This is a genomic window from Sorangium sp. So ce836 (genome assembly GCF_028553905.1).
Classification (GTDB): domain Bacteria; phylum Myxococcota_A; class Polyangia; order Polyangiales; family Polyangiaceae; genus Sorangium; species Sorangium cellulosum_D.
On the sequence record NZ_CP102233.1, the window covers coordinates 4164634 to 4184138 of the forward strand.

The 19505-nt window shown below is 74.0% G+C and carries 14 protein-coding genes and 1 pseudogene; 10 read left to right on the top strand and 5 right to left on the bottom strand.

Features of this window, described 5'->3' with window-relative positions:
• Window positions 1-22 precede the first annotated feature (22 nt).
• Complete coding sequence (locus NQZ70_RS15365) at window positions 23-1045, bottom strand: DUF4123 domain-containing protein (protein ID WP_129574874.1); 1023 nt, start codon at window positions 1043-1045, stop codon at window positions 23-25.
• 258 nt (window positions 1046-1303) lie between these two features.
• The gene (locus NQZ70_RS15370) at window positions 1304-2929 is read right to left on the bottom strand and encodes a lipopolysaccharide biosynthesis protein (protein WP_129574875.1); all 1626 of its coding nucleotides are present in this window, start codon (window positions 2927-2929) and stop codon (window positions 1304-1306) included.
• A gap of 85 nt (window positions 2930-3014) precedes the next feature.
• Here NQZ70_RS15370 and NQZ70_RS15375 point away from each other — a divergent pair, with 85 nt between their 5' ends.
• The 9 genes and pseudogenes from NQZ70_RS15375 (at window position 3015) to NQZ70_RS15410 (ending at window position 14344) form a co-directional block, all read left to right on the top strand.
• The gene (locus NQZ70_RS15375) at window positions 3015-4316 is read left to right on the top strand and encodes a glycosyltransferase (protein WP_129574876.1); all 1302 of its coding nucleotides are present in this window, start codon (window positions 3015-3017) and stop codon (window positions 4314-4316) included.
• Window positions 4317-4436: 120 nt separating this feature from the next.
• A complete protein-coding gene (locus NQZ70_RS15380; RefSeq protein WP_129574877.1) occupies window positions 4437-5387 on the top strand; it encodes a glycosyltransferase family 2 protein in 951 nt (316 codons plus the stop codon).
• Window positions 5388-5431: 44 nt separating this feature from the next.
• On the top strand, window positions 5432-6157 hold the full coding sequence (locus tag NQZ70_RS15385) for a trans-aconitate 2-methyltransferase (RefSeq protein WP_165373972.1): 726 nt from the start codon (window positions 5432-5434) through the stop codon (window positions 6155-6157).
• A gap of 260 nt (window positions 6158-6417) precedes the next feature.
• Entirely contained in the window at window positions 6418-9264 is a 2847-nt protein-coding gene (locus NQZ70_RS15390) for an HAD-IC family P-type ATPase (RefSeq protein WP_129574879.1), read from the top strand.
• An 88-nt stretch (window positions 9265-9352) separates the two neighbouring features.
• The gene (gene wecB, locus NQZ70_RS15395; RefSeq protein WP_129574880.1) at window positions 9353-10471 is read left to right on the top strand and encodes a non-hydrolyzing UDP-N-acetylglucosamine 2-epimerase; all 1119 of its coding nucleotides are present in this window, start codon (window positions 9353-9355) and stop codon (window positions 10469-10471) included.
• 295 nt (window positions 10472-10766) lie between these two features.
• Window positions 10767-11357 (top strand): prepilin-type N-terminal cleavage/methylation domain-containing protein, encoded by a 591-nt coding sequence (locus tag NQZ70_RS15400; RefSeq protein WP_129574881.1) that lies wholly within the window; start codon window positions 10767-10769, stop codon window positions 11355-11357.
• Window positions 11358-11368: 11 nt separating this feature from the next.
• Window positions 11369-12937, top strand: a complete 1569-nt coding sequence (locus tag NQZ70_RS15405) for a pentapeptide repeat-containing protein (protein WP_207217862.1) — start codon at window positions 11369-11371, stop codon at window positions 12935-12937.
• A 280-nt stretch (window positions 12938-13217) separates the two neighbouring features.
• Window positions 13218-13346: pseudogene (locus NQZ70_RS53360) on the top strand (hypothetical protein); the annotation flags it as partial.
• Between the two features lie 647 nt (window positions 13347-13993).
• Window positions 13994-14344 carry a hypothetical protein gene (locus NQZ70_RS15410; RefSeq protein ID WP_129574882.1) on the top strand — a complete coding sequence of 117 codons (351 nt, stop codon included), beginning with the start codon at window positions 13994-13996 and terminating at the stop codon, window positions 14342-14344.
• A gap of 161 nt (window positions 14345-14505) precedes the next feature.
• Here NQZ70_RS15410 and ptsP read toward each other — a convergent pair whose 3' ends face one another.
• From ptsP to dhaK, 3 genes are read right to left on the bottom strand one after another with little or no spacing between them, the layout of a single operon-like run.
• Window positions 14506-16956, bottom strand: coding sequence for a phosphoenolpyruvate--protein phosphotransferase (ptsP, locus tag NQZ70_RS15415; protein ID WP_129574883.1), 2451 nt, complete (start codon window positions 16954-16956; stop codon window positions 14506-14508).
• Window positions 16953-17603 carry a dihydroxyacetone kinase subunit DhaL gene (dhaL, locus tag NQZ70_RS15420; RefSeq protein WP_129574884.1) on the bottom strand — a complete coding sequence of 217 codons (651 nt, stop codon included), beginning with the start codon at window positions 17601-17603 and terminating at the stop codon, window positions 16953-16955. Before dhaL ends, ptsP begins: the two co-directional genes overlap by 4 nt.
• Before the next feature lie 3 nt (window positions 17604-17606).
• Entirely contained in the window at window positions 17607-18608 is a 1002-nt protein-coding gene (gene dhaK, locus NQZ70_RS15425) for a dihydroxyacetone kinase subunit DhaK (RefSeq protein WP_129574885.1), read from the bottom strand.
• A 150-nt stretch (window positions 18609-18758) separates the two neighbouring features.
• On the opposite strand from dhaK, the gene NQZ70_RS15430 reads away from it, so the two are divergent.
• Window positions 18759-19502 (top strand): YqjF family protein, encoded by a 744-nt coding sequence (locus tag NQZ70_RS15430; protein WP_237245331.1) that lies wholly within the window; start codon window positions 18759-18761, stop codon window positions 19500-19502.
• The last annotated feature ends 3 nt before the right edge of the window (window positions 19503-19505 follow it).

A 19505-nucleotide genomic window follows, 5' to 3' on the forward strand; every position in this document is an offset into this window, starting at 1 on the left:
ACGCCCGGCGCGTCCGCCGCCCTCAGCTCCCTCGCTCGAGCGCCGACTCCTCGCGGATCGCCTTGCCGCCCTGCGCGGTGAAGCGCAGCAGCTTGCCCGGATCCTCGGCCTCCATCGCGAAGGCCTCGATCTCCTCGAACAGCGCCTCGACCTTGCGCGGACCGCACGTGGGCAAGAAGCCGCGGAGCACGCGCGGGTCGTAGAACCGGAAGTACTGCTGCTTGCCCGTGCCGCTCTCGACCAGGAGGAACCGGCGGAGGTGCTTCCGCACGTCGCCGAACGGGCGGTTGCTCGTCAGGAAGACGCCCCAGCTGTCGCCCCAGCCGCAGTCGACCAGCGCGTCGAGCAGGGTCGACCCCGGCGGGAGGTGCACGAGCGTGGGGCCGACGTCCGCGAGGATCTCGCCCTGGAAGCCGGTGTAGAGCGAGGCGGTCTGCTCGCCCGCCTCGCCGAGGAGCAGCCGGATGCGCGGATCGCGGGCGGCGTCGACCACCGCGAAGAGCGGCGAGCGCTCCTGCCGCAGCCGCGCCCGCGCCGACGCGGTGAACGGCGAGCCCGTCGCGGGGATCCCGGTCCTCCGCGGCCGCCGCGAGGGCGGGGCCGGCTCGGTCCGCGCCCGGCGCGAGGACGGGACGGGCTCGGTCCGCGCCCGGCGCGAGGACGGGACGGGCTCGGTCCGCGCCCGCCGCGAGGGCGGGGCCGGCTCGGTCGGCGCATAGCGGCGGCTCGGCTCGTGGCGCACCACCGCGAACAGGGTCGCCCCCGCGCGGATCTCGTCGCCGTCGCGGAGCGACACCTCGCGCGCGCGCTCGCGGTTGACCTGCGTGCCGTTGCGGCTCCCCAGGTCGCGGAGCAGGTAGCTGCCGTCGATCTGCTCCACCGAGAAATGCAGGGCGGAGAGCTCGCCGTCGCTCGAGATCGAGAGATCCGATTCGGGCGCGCGGCCGACGAGCAGCGGACGGTCGCCAGGGATGTGCGCGGTCTGTCCGGCCAGGGGGCCCGAGATGACCCGGAGGACGAATCCGGCTGCCTGGTCTTCGCTCATGGTCGTCTCCATCGCACAAGGCGCCGATGAGGCCGGCGAGTAAGCCTAGAACACCGATCGGCGGGAAATCCACACGAAGCCGGGAACCACGAGAGGGGCCATCGGACCACTGCCAGCCTTTCCAGGCTGCCCGCGCTTCCAGGCTGCCTGCGCGGATCCCACGGCCGGATCCGCGGTTTGCCGCCCGAGACAGCGAACGTGGGGAACCGTGGTTCGAGCGGCCAGGTCGATCGCCCGGGCGCGGGGCTCGCGGGCGCGTCAGCCATGGCGGCTGCGCAGCGGCTCGAGGCGGAGCCAGCGCGCGACGAACGCGCGGTCCTCGGGGGCGAGCACGCCGGTGACCCACGCGGCCACGAGGTAGAGCCCCGCGTAGAGCGGGGCGCCGAGCGCGAGGCAGAGCGCGGGGCGCTCGTCGACCGCGCCCGTGACCAGGAACGCGGTGAGCGGCGCCGCGGCGACGAGCGCGGTGGCCGCGACGCGCCCGTAGTGGCGCCACGGGAAGACGCCGCGCAGGCCGACCCCGGAGATGCGCGCGATGGTCGCGACCATGACGACGATCCCGAGCGCCTGGGTCAGGACGGCCGAGATCGGCGCGCCGACCATGCCGAGCGTGGGGAGGAGGACCAGGTTCGCCGCGGCGTTGAACGCCATGGACAGCACCTGGATCCGCAGGATCATCGACGTCCTCCCGAACGCCATCAGGATGATGGCGTACGCCGTCACGCGCAGCGGCAGGAGCGCGGAGTAGATGCGGAACGGGACCGCGGCGCCGGCGTAGGCGTCGCCGTAGACGGTGCGCATGAGCGGCTCGGCGAAGAGGAGGAGGAACGCCGCGACCGGGAGCATGATCAGCGTCGTCTTGCGGATCCCCGAGTGCCACAGCGCGATCGCGGCCCGCGCGCCCTGCGCGGGCGTCGGCCCGCCCTCGGCGCGGGCGACGAGGTCCGGGAGCATCGTGGAGGCGACGGAGTAGGCGAGGACGCCGACGAGCGGCAGCTCCTGCGAGCCGACGGCGAACTCGGCGTAGAGCCCCGCGCTGAAGAAGAGGCCGATGACGAACTTGTCGAGCTTCTGGTTGAAGAGGCCGGCGAAGCGGGTCACCGAGAGCGGGAGCGCGTAGGCGAGCTGCGCCCGGACGCCGCCGGGGAAAGGGGCCGTCGCGACGTCCCGGAACAGCCGCGCGTAGAGCCGGTACGAGAGCCCGAGCCGGAGCGCCTGGGCCGCGCACTGGGCGGCCAGGATCCAGGCCACCGAGCAGCCGAGCGCGGCGGGGACGATCGCGCCCGCCGCGCTCGAGAGGGTGACGACCAGCGCGACGCCCGCCGACTTGCGGTGGTTGTTCGTGGCGATGAAGAGCGGGCCGAAGACGCTCGCGGGGTAGGCGATCACGCTCATCAGGCCGATGAGCAGGAGGAGCGGCGTCGCGCCCTCGCGGACGTCGAGGAAGACGCCGGGGACGAGGGCGAAGGCCGCGAAGGCGAGCGCGGAGAGGGCCCCGAGGCCGAGCAGGAGCAGCAGGCTCTGCCGCACGAGCCCCCTGAGCTCGGGGCGGGTCACCTTGGGCGCGAAATAGAGGAACGACTCCGGCAGGTAGAGCTGCGCGAGATCGCGCCCCGTCATGAACAGCATGGTCGCGAACGCGAGCGCGCCGTACTCGGACTTGCCGAGCAGCCGCACCACGACGACGCCCTGCACGAGGACGATGAGCGTGTTCACGAACTGCCCGCCGACGATCATCCCGATCCGGTCGGCGAGCGACGCGCCCTCCGCCTCGTCGGGGCGCGGCGCGTCTTCGACGACCGGCGCGGTCCGCGCGGCCCCCGCGGCCTCGGGCGCCCGCGGGGGCGCGCTCGGCTCGACCGGGGTGGGCTGCTCGTCCCGCATGGCGGCTCGGTAGCACATGCGCGGGCGGGGCGGCCTCCCGCGGGGGCCGCGCGGGGCCCCGCTCGGCCGTGATATAGGCGCGGCGATGAGGCGCGCGCTCCTCGTGAGCTACTACTTTCCCCCGCGGTTCAGCGTCGGCGGTAAGCGCGCGTACCGCTTCGCGAAATTTCTGCCGGAGCACGGCTGGGCGGCGACGGTGCTCACGGCGAGGCCGCCTCCCGGCGAGCGGCTGGATCCGTCGTTCGCGGAGGCCGACCTGCCCGCGTGCGACGTGCGCCGCGACTACCTCACCGACGCCGAGCTCGCGCGCATGCCGCGCCGCGCGCTCGGCTCCGACGGCACCGTGGAGGCGCCGACCGAGGCGCCGATGCCGGTCGCGCGCCGGAGGGGGCTCGCGCGCGTCGCCGCCGAGCTCCGCTACGTCCGGGTGATCGGCCCGGACGCGGGCCGCATCCCGGCCCTCGCGGCCCGCATCGCGCGCCTCGCCCGCGAGGCCTCTGCCGAGGTCATCTTCGCGAGCGGGGCGCCCTGGGAGACGGTGCTCGCGGGCCTGCTCGCCGGCAGGGCCGTCGGCCGGCCGGTCGTCGTCGATTTCCGCGATCCGTGGTCGTTCGGTCCGGTGATGGCGACGCGGCCCGCGTGGGTCCGCGCCGCGGTGGCGCTCGTCGAGCGGGCCGCGGTGGGCGCGGCCGCGGCGCTCACGGTGACGTCCGAGATGACCCGCGACGCGTACGCCGCGCGGGGCATCGCGCGCCGCGTCGTCTCGATCCGGACCGGCTTCGATCCGGACGCGGCGGTCGCGCCGCGGCGCGACGGGGCGGTGACGCTCGTGCACTTCGGCAACTGCTACAGCGAGCGCACGCTCGCGCCGTTCGTCCGCGCGCTCGCGGCCGTCGCGCGCCGGCGGTCGCTCGGCCCGGGCGCGATCCGGCTGCTCAACCTGGGGCGCGTCGCCGGGAGCGATCTCCGCCTCGCCGAGGAGCTCGGCGTGTCGCGGCTCTTCGAGCACCGCGCGGTCCTGCCGTACGCCGAGGGGCTCGGCCTCGTCGCGGGCGCCGACCTCGCGCTGCTCACCGGCTTCGGCGACGAGCCGTACCTCCTGCCCGGCAAGCTCTACGATTACCTCCTCGCGCGCGCGCCGGTGCTCGCGGTCTCGCCGTCCCCCGAGGTCGCGCGCATCCTCGATGCGACGCGCCTCGGCTGGACGCACGCGGCCGGCGACGCCGCGGGGATCGAGCGCCGCATCGAGGACGCCGTCGACGCGCGCGCGGCCGGGCGGCCGCTCGTCGAGCCCGACGGCGCGGCGCTCGCCGGGCTGAGCGCGCGCGCAGCGGCGGGCGCGCTCGCGCGCCTCTTCGAGGAGGTCGCGGCGCGCGGCGCGGGCTGACGCCGCGCGCCGCCCTGTTTCCTCGCAGCGGCCGCGCGCGGCGCGCGCGCCGTCCTTTCTCGCGCGGCGCCCGCTCGACGTCCTTGCCTGCGCGGCGGCCGCCGTGGCATGCGAGCCGCGATGCCTGACCATCTTCCCAAGGATCGAGCGGGGCTCCCCGAGGGCGAGCGCGCCCTCCAGGAGGCGTGGCGCGCGAAGTACGCGCCCGAGGTGAAGGAGCTCATCGTGCGGCGCGAGGTCCCGTCGCCGAAGCTCACGCTGATCATCATCTCGTACAAGGCGAAGGACTACCTCATCGAGTGCCTCCAGCACGCGCGCGGCCAGACGGCGGCGCTCGACGTGCCGTACGAGATCCTGCTCGCCGACAGCGGCGGCATCGAGCACCTCAGGCCGCGCTCCGCGCCGCTCGTCGACGTCGAGCTCCGCCTGACCGACGGCATCCCGCTGAACGCCGCGCGCAACGCGGCCATCGCCTGGGCGCGGGGCGAGCACGTCGCCTTCATCGACGACGACGGCCTGATCGCGCCGACGTTCGTCGAGGTCGTCTGCCGCGTCTTCCGGGACCCGCGCATCGCCGCGATGCGCGGCCGGATCATCCCCAAGGAGCACCCCTACTTCTGCACGCTCGCGGGGCACTACGATCGCGGCGACGACGTGATCGACGACGTCCTCGCGACCGAGGGGCACATGGCGATCCGGCGCGGCATCTACCTCGAGACCGGGGGCTTCCCGGACCAGTTCTACGGCGCCGAGGGGGTCTACCTGGTCTACCGGATCGCCAAGGCGTTCCCCGACATGCGGGTCGTCTACGTGCCGGATCTCCTGATGCGGCACGACTACTTCGACAGCTGGGAGAACTTCATCTGGAAGACGCGCAAGTACCGGCGCATCCGGCGCGAGGTCGGCGGCATGGAGCCGGATCCCGAGTTCCTGCGCTACCTCGACGACTACCTCGCGCGGCGGAAGCCGCAGCGCCCGCTCACGGTGGAGCAGACGGTGGCGCTCGGGCTGCTCAAGGCGGTGCGCTGGGGGGTCCTGCGCCTGCCGGGGTGGGCGGTGGGGCAGCCATGACGGCGCAGGGCGGCGCCGCGCGGGCAGGAGAGGGAGGCGGGCCGATGGCCGAGGACAGCGGCTTCGAGCGGGATCTCGAGGCGATCAACCGGCACTACACCGAGCGCTTCCTGCCCGCGAACCCGTGGGCGAGCCTGCTCAACGCCCACCCGTACCTCGTCGCGCGGCAGCGGCAGCGCCGCGTGCGCGAGGCGCTGGTCGAGTGCGGCGTGCGCACGCCCGAGGCGCTGCGCGAGATGTCGGTGCTCGACGTGGGCTGCGGGTCGGGCTCCAACCTGGCGTGGCTGGTCGAGCTCGGCGCGGATCCGTCGCGCCTCACCGGCATCGACCTCGTCGCGCAGCGCACCGAGCTCGCGCGCTCGCGCTTCGCCGGCATCCGCTTCGTCGCGGGCGACTTCCTGCAGGCCGACGTCGGCGGCCCGTTCGACGTGGTGATGATGTTCGCCGTCCTGTCGTCGGTCACGAACGCGGAGCTCAAGCGCGGGCTCATGGACAAGGCGCTCCGCCTGCTCCGGCCGGGCGGCATCTTCTTCTTCTACGACGTCGTCTCGCGGCGCCCCGTCCCCGGCTCCGCCGCGTACCAGCGCCTGACGTTCGCGGAGCTCGAGGGGTACTTCGCCCCGCGCCCGCTGCGCGTCTTCCGCAGGGACATCCTCCGCCGCGAGGTCGCCGACCGGCTCGTCCAGCGCTTCGGGGTGACCGTGGCCGAGCTCGTCCAGGCCACGCGGCTGCTCAACATCGACGGAACCTTCGCCTACGCGCGCGGCTAGCTCCGCCGGATCGCGCGCGGTCACCGCCCGGTGACGGAAACGCGCGGGTGCACGGAGCGGGGCAAAATTCCCCACCGGGGTGAAAAGGCCCTGCGCGACGCCAAGGGGGAAGCTGGTCGGGATGCTGAACAGCCCGGCGAGGCGCTGGCATGGCGCGTGCCGACAACGCCGCAGTCGCGTGCGAACCACGTGACCTGAGGCTGCCATAGCCGGTGAGCGCAGCGCGCACAGCGCGGCTGCACACCGCAGGAGATGACTCCATGTCCCAACGCGTCCTCCCCCCATCGGCCGCGATCGCCTGGCACAACCTGTCTGTCGGCGATGCGCTCTCCAAGATCGAGAGCGCCGAGGCGGGCCTCGCAGACGACGAGGCCGCACGGCGGCTCACGGAGGTCGGGCCCAACGTGATCCAGCGCGCCAAGGGCGACGGCGCGCTCAAGCTGCTCTTCCGTCAGATCAACGATCCGCTCATCTACGTGCTGCTCGCGTCGGCGGCCCTCGCGATGGCGATGGGCGAGGCGATCGACGGCGCGGTCGTGCTGGCCGTCGTGGTGCTCAACACGGCGATCGGCTTCGTGCAGGAGCTCCGCGCGGGCAAGGCGATCGAGGCGCTCGTCGACATGGTGCCGCAGACGGCCACGGTCGTGCGCGGCGGCCAGCGGAGCGTGATCCCCGCGGCGAACGTGGTCCCCGGCGACGTGGTGGTGCTCGAGGCCGGCGACAAGGTCCCCGCCGACGCGCGGCTGCTCTCGGTGAAGAACCTCCACGTGGACGAGTCGGCGCTCACCGGCGAGTCGGTCCCTGCCGACAAGCACGTCGCGGTCGTCCCCGAGGACGCCGGCGTCGGCGACCGCAAGAACCTCGCCTTCGGCGGGACGCTCGTGACGAGCGGCACGGGCACCGCGGTCGTCGTCTCCACCGGCGCCGCGACCGAGCTCGGGCGCATCTCGTCGATGCTCCACGAGGCGACCGAGATCGAGACGCCGCTCACGCGCTCGATGGCCAAGGTGGGCCGCGTGCTGACGATCGCGATCGTGGCGGTCGCGCTGCTCATCGTCGGGGTCGCGCTGCTCCGGGGCTACCCGCCGGTCGACGCGATGCTCGCCGGCATCTCGCTGGCGGTCGCCGCGATCCCGGAGGGGCTGCCCGCGATCATCACGATCTCGCTCGCCATCGGCGTGCAGCGGATGGCGCGGCGCCGGGCGGTGATCCGGAAGCTGCCCGCGGTCGAGACGCTGGGCAGCACGGGCGTCATCTGCTCCGACAAGACCGGGACGCTGACCCGCAACGAGATGACGGTCCGCGCCCTGTGGACGCCCTCCGCCGGAGCGTCCGGCGAGGAGGCCGAGGAGGTGCTCGAGGTGACCGGCGTCGGCTACGCCCCGGTCGGCGAGCTCCGCCGCAGCGGCGCGCCGGACGGCCAGGCGCCGGAGGCGGTGCGCGCGCTGCTCCGCGCGGGGCTGCTCTGCAACGACGCGCGGATGAAGCGCGACGGCGAGGCGTGCGGCATCGAGGGCGATCCGACCGAGGGCGCGCTCGTGGTCGCGGCGCAGAAGCTCGGCGTGGACGTCGACGGGACGCGGCGGGAGTACCCGCGCATCGACGCCGTGCCGTTCTCGTCCGAGCGGCAGCTCATGGCGACGCTCCACGAGGTGCCCGGCGGAGAGCGGGTGATCTTCATGAAGGGGGCGCCGGAGGCGGTGCTCGGCCGCGCGGCCATCGGCGACGCGGAGCGGGCCCGGGTGATGGCGCAGGTCGAGCGGATGGCGGCGCAGGGCATGCGGGTGCTCGCGGTCGCGTCGCGGCCCGCGGAGCGCGGCGCGGCGTCGCTCGACGAGGCGCACCTCCCGGAGGGGTTCGCGCTCCTCGGCCTCGAGGGGATGATCGACCCGCCGCGCCCGGAGGCGATCGACGCGATCAAGGCGTGCCATGACGCCGGGATCACGGTGAAGATGATCACGGGCGATCACCTGGCGACCGCGCGGGCGATCGGCCAGCAGCTCGGGCTCGTGGGCGAGGGCGGGCGGGCGATGAACGGCACGGAGCTCGCGCGGCTGTCGGACGACGAGCTGCGCGCGGCGGCGGCGTCGACGAACGTGTTCGCGCGCGTGGCGCCGGAGCACAAGCTCCGCCTGGTGAGGGCGCTGCAGGCCCAGGGGAGGGTCGTCGCCATGACGGGCGACGGCGTGAACGACGCGCCGGCGCTGAAGCAGGCGAACATCGGCGTGGCGATGGGGATCACGGGGACGGCGGTGTCGAAGGAGTCCGCCGACGTCGTGCTGACGGACGACAACTTCGCGAGCATCCGGGCGGCGGTCGAGGAGGGGCGCCGCGTCTACGACAACCTGGTCAAGGCGCTCGCGTTCGTGCTGCCGACGAACCTGGGCGAGGCGCTGATCCTGCTCGTGGCGGTGATGACGTTCCCGATCGTCGGGGGCGCGCCGCTCATGCCGATCACGGCCGTCCAGATCCTCTGGGTCAACCTGGTGGCCACGGTGGCGCTGTCCCTGCCGCTCGCGTTCGAGGCGATGGAGAAGGACGTCATGAGCCGCCCGCCCCGCGATCCGAGCGAGCCGATCCTGAGCCGGTTCGTCCTCGTGCGCACGGCGATCGTCGCGGTGCTCATGACGGCGGGCGCGATCGGGCTCTTCTTCTACGAGTACTCCACCGAGGTGCGCGGCGGCGTCGTCTCGGACCTCGCCTACCGCGAGGCGCAGACGGCGGCGGTCACGACGGTGGTGCTGTTCCAGATCTTCTACGTGCTCAACTGCCGGTCGCTGCGCGACTCGATGCTGAAGATCGGGCTCTTCACGAACCCGTGGGTCTACGTGGGGATCGGCGCGCTCCTCGCGCTGCAGCTCTGCTTCGTCTACGCGCCGTTCATGCACACGCTGTTCGGCTCGGCGTCGCTCTCGCTCGACGCGTGGGTCAAGGCGACGCTGGTGGCGATGTCGATCCTGCCCGTGATGACCGCCGAGCGGTGGTGGCGCACCCGAAGGGCGCGGCTGTCGGCGGCGGAGCGCGAGCGGAAGACGCCCGCGTCCGAGGTGGGCGGCGTGGCGAGCGCGGTGGCGAACCACGGCGCGGTCGCGAACCGCGGCGCCTAGCGACGGATCTCGGCGCGCGTCGGCGCCCTCCCGGCGCCCTCAAAACGCTGGTGCCGCGCCGCATACCGCGGCATGCTCCTCGGTCGACATGATCTACCTCGTCGCCGCGACGCGCCCGAATTTCATGAAGCTCGCCCCCATCTGCCGCGCCCTCAAGGCGCGCGGCCTCCCGATGCGGCTGCTCCACACAGGCCAGCACTTCGACACGACGATGAGCGACGTGTTCTTCCGGGACCTCGGCCTGCCGACGCCGGATCACACGCTCAAGGCGGGCGGCGGCTCGCACGCCCAGCAGACGGCCGCGGTCCTCGTCGGCGCCGAGGCCGACCTGATCGAGCACCGGCCCAAGGTGGTCGTCGTGGTCGGCGACGTCACGAGCACCCTCGCCGCCGCGCTCGCGGCGTCGAAGCTCGGCATCCCCGTCGTCCACGTGGAGTCCGGCCTCCGCTCGCGCGACTGGACCATGCCGGAGGAGATCAACCGCGTCCTCACCGATCAGCTCTCCGATCTCCTGCTCACGCCCTCTCACGACGCTCACCCCAACCTGCTCGCCGAGGGCATCGCCCCGGAGCGGATCCGGTTCGTCGGCAACGTGATGATCGACTCGGTCCACTACGCGCTGAAGCGGCAGACCGACGCGCTCTCGCGCTTCGGCCTCCAGCCGAAGAAGTACGCGATCGCGACGCTCCACCGCCCCGCCAACGTCGACAGCGCCGAGCGGCTCGCGGAGACGCTCGACGCGCTCGCCGCGATCGCCGAGCGCCTGCCGACCGTGTTCCCCGTCCACCCGCGCACGGTCGCGCGCGCCGAGTCGTTCGGGCTGTCGTCGCGCCTCCGGGAGACGAAGGGGCTCCGGATCATGGAGCCGCTCGGGTACGACGATTTCGTGACCGTGATGGGCAATGCGCTGCTCGTCGCCACCGACTCCGGCGGAATCCAGGAGGAGACGACCGCGCTCGGGATCCCGTGCCTCACGATGCGCCAGGGCACCGAGCGGCCGATCACCGTGACGCAGGGCACCAACACCGTCGTCGGGCTCGACGCCGCGCTCATCGCGCGCGAGGTCGACGCCATCCTCGACGGCCGCGGCAAGCGAGGCACGGTGCCCGAGGGGTGGGACGGCAAGACGGGCGAGCGCATCGCCGACGCGCTCGAGGCCTTCCTCGCCGGCGACCCGCCGCCGAAGACCGCCGGCCCGCGCGCCTGAGCCGACGCCCCGCCGCAGCGCTCGCGGCCGTTCCGAGCGGCTCGCCCGCCGCGCCTCTCCACATATAGACCCCCTGGGATCGCGCCGCCTCTGAGGCCGCGCTCCCCACGACACCCGACCCAACGTCGTTCGCTGTGGCTGACGTGGGAAAGGCGCCGCCTGACAGGCCGCGCTCCCCACAACACCCGACCAAACAGCGTTTGCTGTGGCCCATCTCCCAGGGATCTGCCTGTTCAGCGAGCAAGGCTCCGGTTATAGGTGTATCGTGGCAAGGAATTTCCGACCTGGAGTCGATATGGCATCTCGGGGGCGGGGACGACGTGGTTTCACCCTCGTCGAGGTGATGCTCGTGGGCGGGCTCGTGGCGCTCCTGGCCGCGCTCGCCACCCAGGGGGTGTCGAAATATCTGGTGTTCGCCACGTCGGCCGAGGCCAAGCAGACGATCGGCGGCATCGCCAGGGCGGTCGTCGCGTCGGCCGACCGGCTCCAGGCGAGGTCGGACGGCGCCGCGTCCCAGCCGCTGTGCAGCGATGCGGTCACGGTGCCCAACGCGTTTTATCGCGTGCAGGGCGTCAAATACCGGCCCGACCCGCGCCCGGGCGTGGACTACAACACCGGGAGCCCGACGGCGGGCTGGATGTGCCTTGGATTCGAGGTCAACCACCCTCAGTCGTACCAGTATCGATATCGACTCGGCGGCTCTCCCATGCCCGTGTCGGTCAATCACTTTCCGGAGGACGTGCCGCTGGACCGGAGGTGGGCCGCTTATGCGCGAGGCGATCTCGACGCGGACGGCACGCACGCGTGGTTCGCGCTGGACGGCTACATGAAGGACGGGCAGGTGGTGTTCGCGAGCGCGATCGGCTCCATCGACCCGGACGAGTAGGCGGCGCGCCCGTGGATACCGCAGCGTTGCACAGGCTGTTCGGCGCCCTCTCGGCGCGCCGCGGCGGTGAGAGCACCGCGATCGAGCTCCCCGGCGCGGATCTCGCGGCAGCGCACCTGCCCTGCGCCGATCTCCAGGGTGCGAACCTCGCCGGCTCGCGCCTCGACGGGGCCAAGCTCCCCGGCGCGAACCTCGCGGGGGCGCGGCTGGACACGGCGTCGCTCGTGAACGCCGATCTCACCGGCGCGGACCTGCGCTGGGCCGATCTCTCGGGCGCGCTGCTCGGCGGGGCGCTGCTCACGGCCGCGGATCTGCGCGGGGCGAAGCTCCCGCGCTCGTTCTCGTCGGCGAGCTCGCTCGCGGGCGCGCGCGTCGATTCGGCGGCGTGCGCGCGCTCCGGCCTCGACGAGGAGGCCATCCTGGCGCTCGCGAGCGCGGGCGCGTCGTTCGACGACATCGCCTCGTTCGCGTCGCCGCTGCGCGAGGCGCTCGTGAGCGCGGACGCGGGCCCGGCGAGCGCCGAGCGGAGCCGCCGCTCCGCGCCGCCGGACTCGCGGCGGCTGGGGGCGGCACCGGACTCGCGGCGGCTGGAGGCAGCGCCGGACTCGCAGCGGCTGGGGGCGGCGCCGGACTCGCAGCGGCTGGGGGCGGCGCCGTCCTCGCAACGGATGTCGGCGGCGCCCGAATCGCAGCGGCTGGGGGCAGCGCCGGACTCGCAGCGGCTGGGGGCGGCGCCGTCGTCGCAACGGATGTCGGCGCCGCCCGAATCGCAGCGGTTGACCGGTTCGCCTGATGCGCGCCGGCCCGGCGCGGCCGCCGGGGCCTCCCGGCGCGCCGCCGCGGCCGCCGGCTCACGCCCAGCGCCGGATGCGCCCCTGCTCGCGCGGTCGCTCGAGGTCCGCCTCGCGCTCGCCGGCGGCGCGCTGCTCCTCGCCCTGGCGGCCGCGGTCGCGCTGGCGAAGGTCCCGCCGCCCGGGCTCCTCTGGGCGGCGCAGGCCGGCGGCGCGCTGGGCGCGGCGCTGCTGACCTTCGCGCTGCCGCCCTTCGGCGCCGAGCGCGGCGCCGCGCGCGCCCTCGGCGCCCGCCTCGTGCTGGCCGCGCTCGCCGCGACGCTCGTCCACGGCCTGGATCCGTCGCGCCTCACCGTCTTCCGGTTGCGCGCCACGCTCTCCTCGGGCGACCCCGCGCACAGGGCCGCGGCCGTGCGCCTCCTCGCGCGGAGCGGCCACCGCAGCTTCGACGGGCTGGATCTGTCGGGGCTCGACCTCTCCCGCGCCGATCTCACGCAGGTGAGCTTCCGGAATGCGCGCCTCGTGGGGGCGGACCTCTCGGGCGCCGCCCTGATGGAGTCGATCTTCGAGGGCGCCGATCTGAGCGCCGCGAACCTCCGGGGCGCCGACCTCTCCGGGACGGACGCCGAGCAGGCGCGCGGCTGGGAGCTCGCCGAGTGCGATCCGGCGACGGAGCTGCCCGGCGAGGGCACGTGCCTGCTCGGCCACCCCGTCCGCGGGCCGCAGCCGGCCGAGGACGCCACCGCGCGCTCCACGCACGAGGACGCGCTGCCGGCAGGGCCGCTGTAGCAAAGGGCGCGGAGTGGCCGGCGCGCCCGTGGCGTTGCGCCGCCGCGGCGGTGCCGGACGCCTGGCCAGGTACCCGGCGATGCTTGGTCAGGTGCCGGGCGATGCCGGGCCAGGTACCGGGCGATGCCTGGCCAGGTACCCGGCGATGCCTGGCCAGGTGGGTATGAGCGGAGCCCTGATAACGCTTCGGACCGGCGACCGCGGTGACACTTCTTTGAGCTACAGCCATGCTCCAGGAGAACTGGAAACAGGGGTCGGATCCTAGTCGACGCGCGCGGAAGCCATCGCCTCGGCCGGAGACTACATCGACAGCTTCCATAATCTGAAACGGCGGCATTCACGGCTCGCCCACATGAGCCCGGTCGTGCTCGAACTGAAGAACTACGTGGCCGCGTTCGCGGCATCGTGACACTGTCCGCAGAAGCAGGGAAGGACCACGGACCGAGGCACCAGCGTCACTCGTCAGGGGGCCTCCTCGGCGCGGAGTCAACCAGCTTCGACCGCCCCCGGCGGATTCTAAGGTGCGCATTGCGTCACGCAGAGGCCCCCTATATTGTTGTCGTCGCGCGCTTCATGCAGTGCTGCGACTGGAGGCGGGATGAAGGGCGGTTTGATTCTGCTCTGTGGCGTCTTTGCCGGTTGCAACTACGACATGGGGGAGTGCTACCTGCGGGATGGTCGTGGTGAAGGCGTCGGCGCCGGTACCATCACCTCGGGTGGGGCCGGAGGCTTTGGAGATGCGCCGCCGGAGCCGCGAGACGCGATGGAGCGTTCCGAATGCAGCGAAGCCGTTGAGGCGGCAGCTCAGGTTTCTTGCGTGTCTCCCGGGAGCAATAGGTGCGTAGAGCAGTGCGAGGCCATCGGCGCCTACTGCCCTCATCGAGCATCGCATCCGTATAGCCATAGCAGCGGAATCGGCGATCTGTACTGGTGTAAAGGAGGCAGGCCCACGTGGACATGTTCTTATCAGTATTCAAATGGAGATAACTGTACTATCATCAATCCGATCGGAACCTGGCTTTGTCGATACTCGTTCGAGAAATAGGGGGCGGACGAATGACGCGTGAACGGCAAGTAGCGCAGGCGCTCTCCGAGGGACTCAACTGCCTCCATGCGATCGTGGAAGCGCTCGATGTCGGCGCACCGTCGTCCGAGCTCCCGAGGGACGAGTGGTCAGGGGCTCTGCGCGCGATGGGAGATGCCTTCGATGCGATCCGGTCAAGAGAGGTAACGACGACGCTGATCGTGCAGCAGGCTGACTGTGACCTCGTCCGTAGGTTGGGCGCCTTGGTGCAGGAGTGGACGACTGCGCGCCAGCCGCCCCAGGAGCTGCGGGCGATGGCCGAGTCTATTGTGATGATCTTCGATCGTCGCCGCGACGAACCTGCACCTGATACGCAGGGGTAGCGGGAGGCTGCCAACGTAGGAGTAGATCGCGGGGCAGACTCCCGCGCGGAGCAGATGCAGAAGCGGCTCGCGACCTCCGGCTGTGTCGGCGCGGCGTCGCGGTCGCCGAGCGCGATCCCTGCCGGCGCGCTGCGCGCTGGACCTCTCCGCGCCGCCGGCCGTCAGCCCGGACGCCGCGCCGCCGCGCGGGCGGCGCGCGCCGCCGCCGCGTCGTCGACCGCGAGCGCCTCCTCAGCCACGGCGGCGAGCTCCGCGAACGAGGCCCCGGCGAGCGCGTCCTCCACCGCGTCGAACGCGGAGGCGCACATGCTGAGCCGCGTGATCCCGAGGCCGACCAGGAGCGGCGCGACGCCGGGATCGCCGGCGGCCTCGCCGCACACCGAGACGGGCCGCCCCGCGGCGTGCCCCGCCTCCACCACCGCGCGCACGAGCCGCAGCACCGCCGGGTGCGCCGGATCCGAGAGCGCGTGCAGCCGCGGGTGGCCGCGCTCGGCCGCCAGCGTGTGCTGCGTCAGATCGTTGGTGCCGATGCTGAAGAAATCGGCCTGCCGCGCGAGGCGCTCGGCCATCAGCGCCGCCGACGGCACCTCGACCATGATCCCCGTGGCCACCGGCCAGAGGTGCGGCAGGCCCGCGGCCGCGAGCGCCTCGTGCGCGCGCTCGAGCGCGGCGCGCACCGCGACCACCTCCGCGGCGGTCGAGACCATCGGGATCAGCACGCGGACGTCGTGGCCGCGCCCGGCGACGAGGATCGCGCGGAGCTGCGCCTCGAGCATCGCCGGCCGCGCCAGGGAGAGGCGGACGCCGCGGACGCCCAGGCTGGGGTTCGTCTCGGCGTCGAGCTCGAGGTAGGGCAGCGCCTTGTCGCCGCCCGCGTCGAGCGTGCGGACCACGATCGGCGCGCCCGCGAACACCGCGAAGATCTCGGCGAGCAGCTCCGCCTGCTCGGCCTCGCCGGGCTCGTCCACGCGGCCCAGGAACAGCATCTCGGTGCGCAGCAGCCCGATCCCGAGGGCGCCGGCCTCGCGCGCGGCGCGCGCGTCCGCGGGCCCGGCCACGTTCGCCCACAGCTCGACCTCGCGCCCGCAAGCGAGGCGCAGGCGGCCGTCGCGGGCGCCCGGCGGGCGCCGCGACGCGCGGAGGGACGCCCGCCGCCGCTCGATCTCGGTCGCGGTCTCGGGATCGGGATCGAGCCACACCTCGCCGGTCGCGCCGTCCAGGCCGGCGCGCGCGCCGCCGGCGTCGGGCACCAGCGCCGCGGCCCCCGCCACCGCGGGGATGCCGGCGGCGCGCAGCAGGATGGCGGCGTGCGACGTCGGGCCGCCGCGCCGGTCGATGACCCCGAGCACGCGCGCCGCGTCGAGCCGCGCGGCCTCCGACGGCGTGAGGTCGTCGACCACGACGACGGCCGGCGGCCCCTCGGGCAGCGTGGCCCCGGCGCCGCCGAGCAGGGCGCGCACCACCGCGGCGCCCACGTCGTGGATGTCCGCCTCGCGCGCCCGCAGGTACGGGTCGTCGAGCTGTCGGTAGATCGCCGCCGCGGCCTCGATGGCGAGGCGAAAGGCCCAGGCGGCGTTGCAGCGCTCCCGATCGATGCGCGACAGGGCCTCGTCGACGAGGGCCGGGTCGCAGAGCAGCGCCTGGTGCGCCTCGAGGATGTCGCTGCCGCGGAGCGCGTTTCCGAGGTCCTGCGCCGCGATCTCGAGCGCCCGCCGCAGCCGCGCGGCCTCGGCCGCGGGGTCGTCGACCGTGGTCTCGGGGACGTCCGGGAGCACGCGCACGAGCCGCGCGAGCGGCCCGAGCGCGACGCCCGGCGCGACGGGGGTGGCGAGGCCCGACGTGGCGGGCGCCGCCGCCGCGCCCGCCGGCGCCTCGCGCCGCACGAGCCCGGCGAGCGCCGCGACCGCCTCGGCCGCCTGCCGGCCGGTCGCGCGCAGGCGCAGCACGTCGCCGCGGCGCGCCCCGAGCGAGGCGAGCGCGATCAGGCTCGAGGTCGCCACCGGCCCGCGGCCGGCCGTCACGTTCTCCAGGGTGATCGCCGCGTCGAACGCCGCCGCGCGCGCGATGAGCTGCGCGGCCGGGCGGGCGTGCAGGCCGCTCGGATCGGCGATCGCGACGTCGGCCGTCACGGCCGGAGCGCCCGCGCCCGCCGCGTCCGCCGCAGGCGCCGCCGCGGGACGCTCGCTCTCGCCGAGCTGCGCGGCCTTCGGCTCGAGCGCCTGCCGCGCCTCCGCGGCCACCTGATCGAGCGTGCCGCCCGCCGCCGCCCGCACGGCGGCGGCGACCGCGCCTTCCACGATCGGCCCGCCGGTGAGGCGCGTGCGCGCAGCGAGCTCCGGATCGACGAGCTCGAGCGCCGTCTCGGCGCTCAGGATCGCGCTGCCGAGGTCCATCAGCACGACGGCGCCGGCCGGCCCGCAGACGCGCTCGATCGCCGCGGCGATGGCGGTCGCGTCGGTGCCGAGCTCGGCGCCGCCGTCGCCCGCGCCCGCCGCGCACGCGATGGCGACCGACTCGCCGGTCATCTGGCGGGCCAGCGTCTCGGTGGCCTCGGCGAGCGCGCGGCTGTGCGAGACCAGGACGAGCCCGACGCGGCCCGCCGCCCCGCTCATGCGCCTGCCGTCGCGGCCAGGCTCCGCAGCAAGAGCCAGCACGACGTGGCGCCGGGGTCCTGGTGCCCAGCGCTGCGCTCGCCGAGGTAGCTCGCACGGCCCTTGCGGGCGACGAGCGGCACGGTCGCCTCGACCCCGGCCCGCGCCGCGTCGGCGGCGCGGCCGAGCGCGTCTCGAAGCGCGGCGCCGTCCGCGGCCTGGGGCGCGCTCAGCGCGGCCTTGAGCGCGTCGACCGCGGGGACGAGCGCGTCGACCATCGTCTTGTCGCCGGGGGACGCCTTCCCCCGGCGCCTCACGCCCTCGAGGCCCGCCTCGAGGCAGCCCGCCAGGGCCGCCAGGTCGAGCGCCGCGGCGCCGGCCGCGCGCTGGCCCGCGTCGCGGAAGAGCGTGCCGTACAGCGGCCCGCTCGCCCCGCCGACGGTCGACAGCAGCGTCATCCCCACGTCCTTGAGGAGCGCGCCGATGTCCCCGCGATCGAGGCGGCCGAGCCGATCGCGCACCGCCGCGAAGCCGCGCGCCATGTTGACCCCGTGATCGCTGTCGCCGATCGGCGCGTCGAGCTCGGTCAGGAACGCCTTCTCGCGCTCCAGGACCTCGGCCGCGCGCTCGAGCCACGCCGCGATGTGCTCGCCGCTCAGGGTCTGCATGGCTCAGGCCCCCCAGCGGAGCGCCGGCGTGTGCACCGGGGCGTCCCAGAAGCGGATCATCTCGTCGTCGAGCCGGAGGACGGTCGCCGACACGCCGCCCATCTCGAGCGACGTGATGTACGACCCGACGAGGCTGCGGACGACCTTCAGGCCGCGCTCGCGCGCGATCGCGTGGGCCTTGCGGTAGACGACGTAGAGCTCGATGAGCGGCGTCCCGCCCATGCCGTTGACGAACAGGAGCACGCCGTCGCCCGGCTTGAACGGCAGGTCGTCGAGGATCGGCTCCATCAGGAGCTCGGTCACGCGATCCGCCGGCTCCAGCTGGGCTCGACGCCGGCCGGGCTCGCCGTGGATGCCGATGCCGACCTCCATCTCGCCCGGGCCGAGCTCGAACGACGGCTTGCCGGCGTGCGGCACGGTGCAGGCGGAGAGCGCGATGCCCATGCTGCGGCCGTGCGCGTTGACCCGCCGGCACAGCGCCGCCACCTCGCCGAGCGGCAGGCCCGCCTCGGCGGCGCCGCCGCAGATCTTCTCGGCGAGGACGGTCGTCCCGACGCCGCGCCTCCCCGCCGTGTAGAGGCTGTCCTCGACCGCCACGTCGTCGTTCACGATCACGCCCTCGACCGCGATCCCCGCCTCGCCGGCGAGCTCGGCGGCCATCTCGAAGTTCATGACGTCGCCGGTGTAGTTCTTGATGATGTGGAGCACGCCGGCCCCGCCGTCGACGGCCCGCGTCGCTTCGAAGATCTGGTCGGGTGTCGGGCTCGTGAACACGGCGCCGGGGCAGGCGGCGTCGAGCATGCCGCGCCCGACGAACCCCGCGTGCAGCGGCTCGTGCCCGCTGCCGCCGCCCGAGAGGAGCGCGACCTTGCCCCTGGCCTTCGCCTCCGCCCGCGTGACGAAGCGCGGCGCGGCGTTCACCCGGAGGAGCTCGCCGTGGGCCAGCGCCATGCCCTCGAGCGCCTCGCCGACCAGATCGTCCGGCGCATTGATGAGCTTCTTCATCCTGCCTCCGCTCCGTCGTCGTCCGCGTGTCGTCCGCGTATCGTCCGCTCACGTCCGATTACGTCCGCTCTCTGGGCGCAGGATATCCCCATGGCGTCGCCCGCCGCGAGAGGAGATCTTTCCGCCGCGCTGCCCTACGCTTCAGGCGCCATGGACCGACTCGCCCCCACGCTCCGCCCGCCGGGCCGCCCGGCGGGCTTCCAACGCTGGAGAGATCTGCTCTTCCTGCACTGGGAGACGCCGGCCTCTGCGCTCCGCGCCGTCGTGCCGCCGGCGATCGAGCTCGACACGTTCGAGGGCAGGGCCTACGTCGGCGTCGTCGCCTTCACCATGCGCGACGTCACGCCGTGGTGGTCGCCGAGCGTGCCGGGGATCTCGAACTTCCACGAGCTCAACGTCCGCACCTACGTGCACCGGGACGGGCGCGATCCGGGCGTGTGGTTCTTCAGCCTGGACGCGGCCAAGGCCCTCGCGGTCCTCGTGGCCCGGGCGGGCTGGCACCTGCCGTATCACTTCGCCTCGATGGCGCTCGAGCCGCGGGACGGCGAGGTCCACTACCGCAGCGAGCGGCGCTGGCCCGGCCCGGTGCCCGCGCGCTTCGAGGCGCGCTACCGCGTCGGCGCGGCGATCGACGGGGGCGTCGCGGCGCCGGGGACGTTCGAGCACTTCCTGGCCGAGCGATACCTGCTGTTCGCGTCGAGCCGGGGCGCGCTCAAGGTCGGGCAGGTGCACCACGCGCCCTATCCGCTCCACCGCGCCGAGGTGGGCCACGTCGAGGAGAGCGTCGTGGCCGCGGCCGGCTTGCCCGCGCCCCAGGGGGCGCCGCACGTGCTCTTCAGCCCGGGCGTGGACGTCGACGTCTACGCGCTGAAGCCCGCCGCGCCGCGGGCGTAAGGC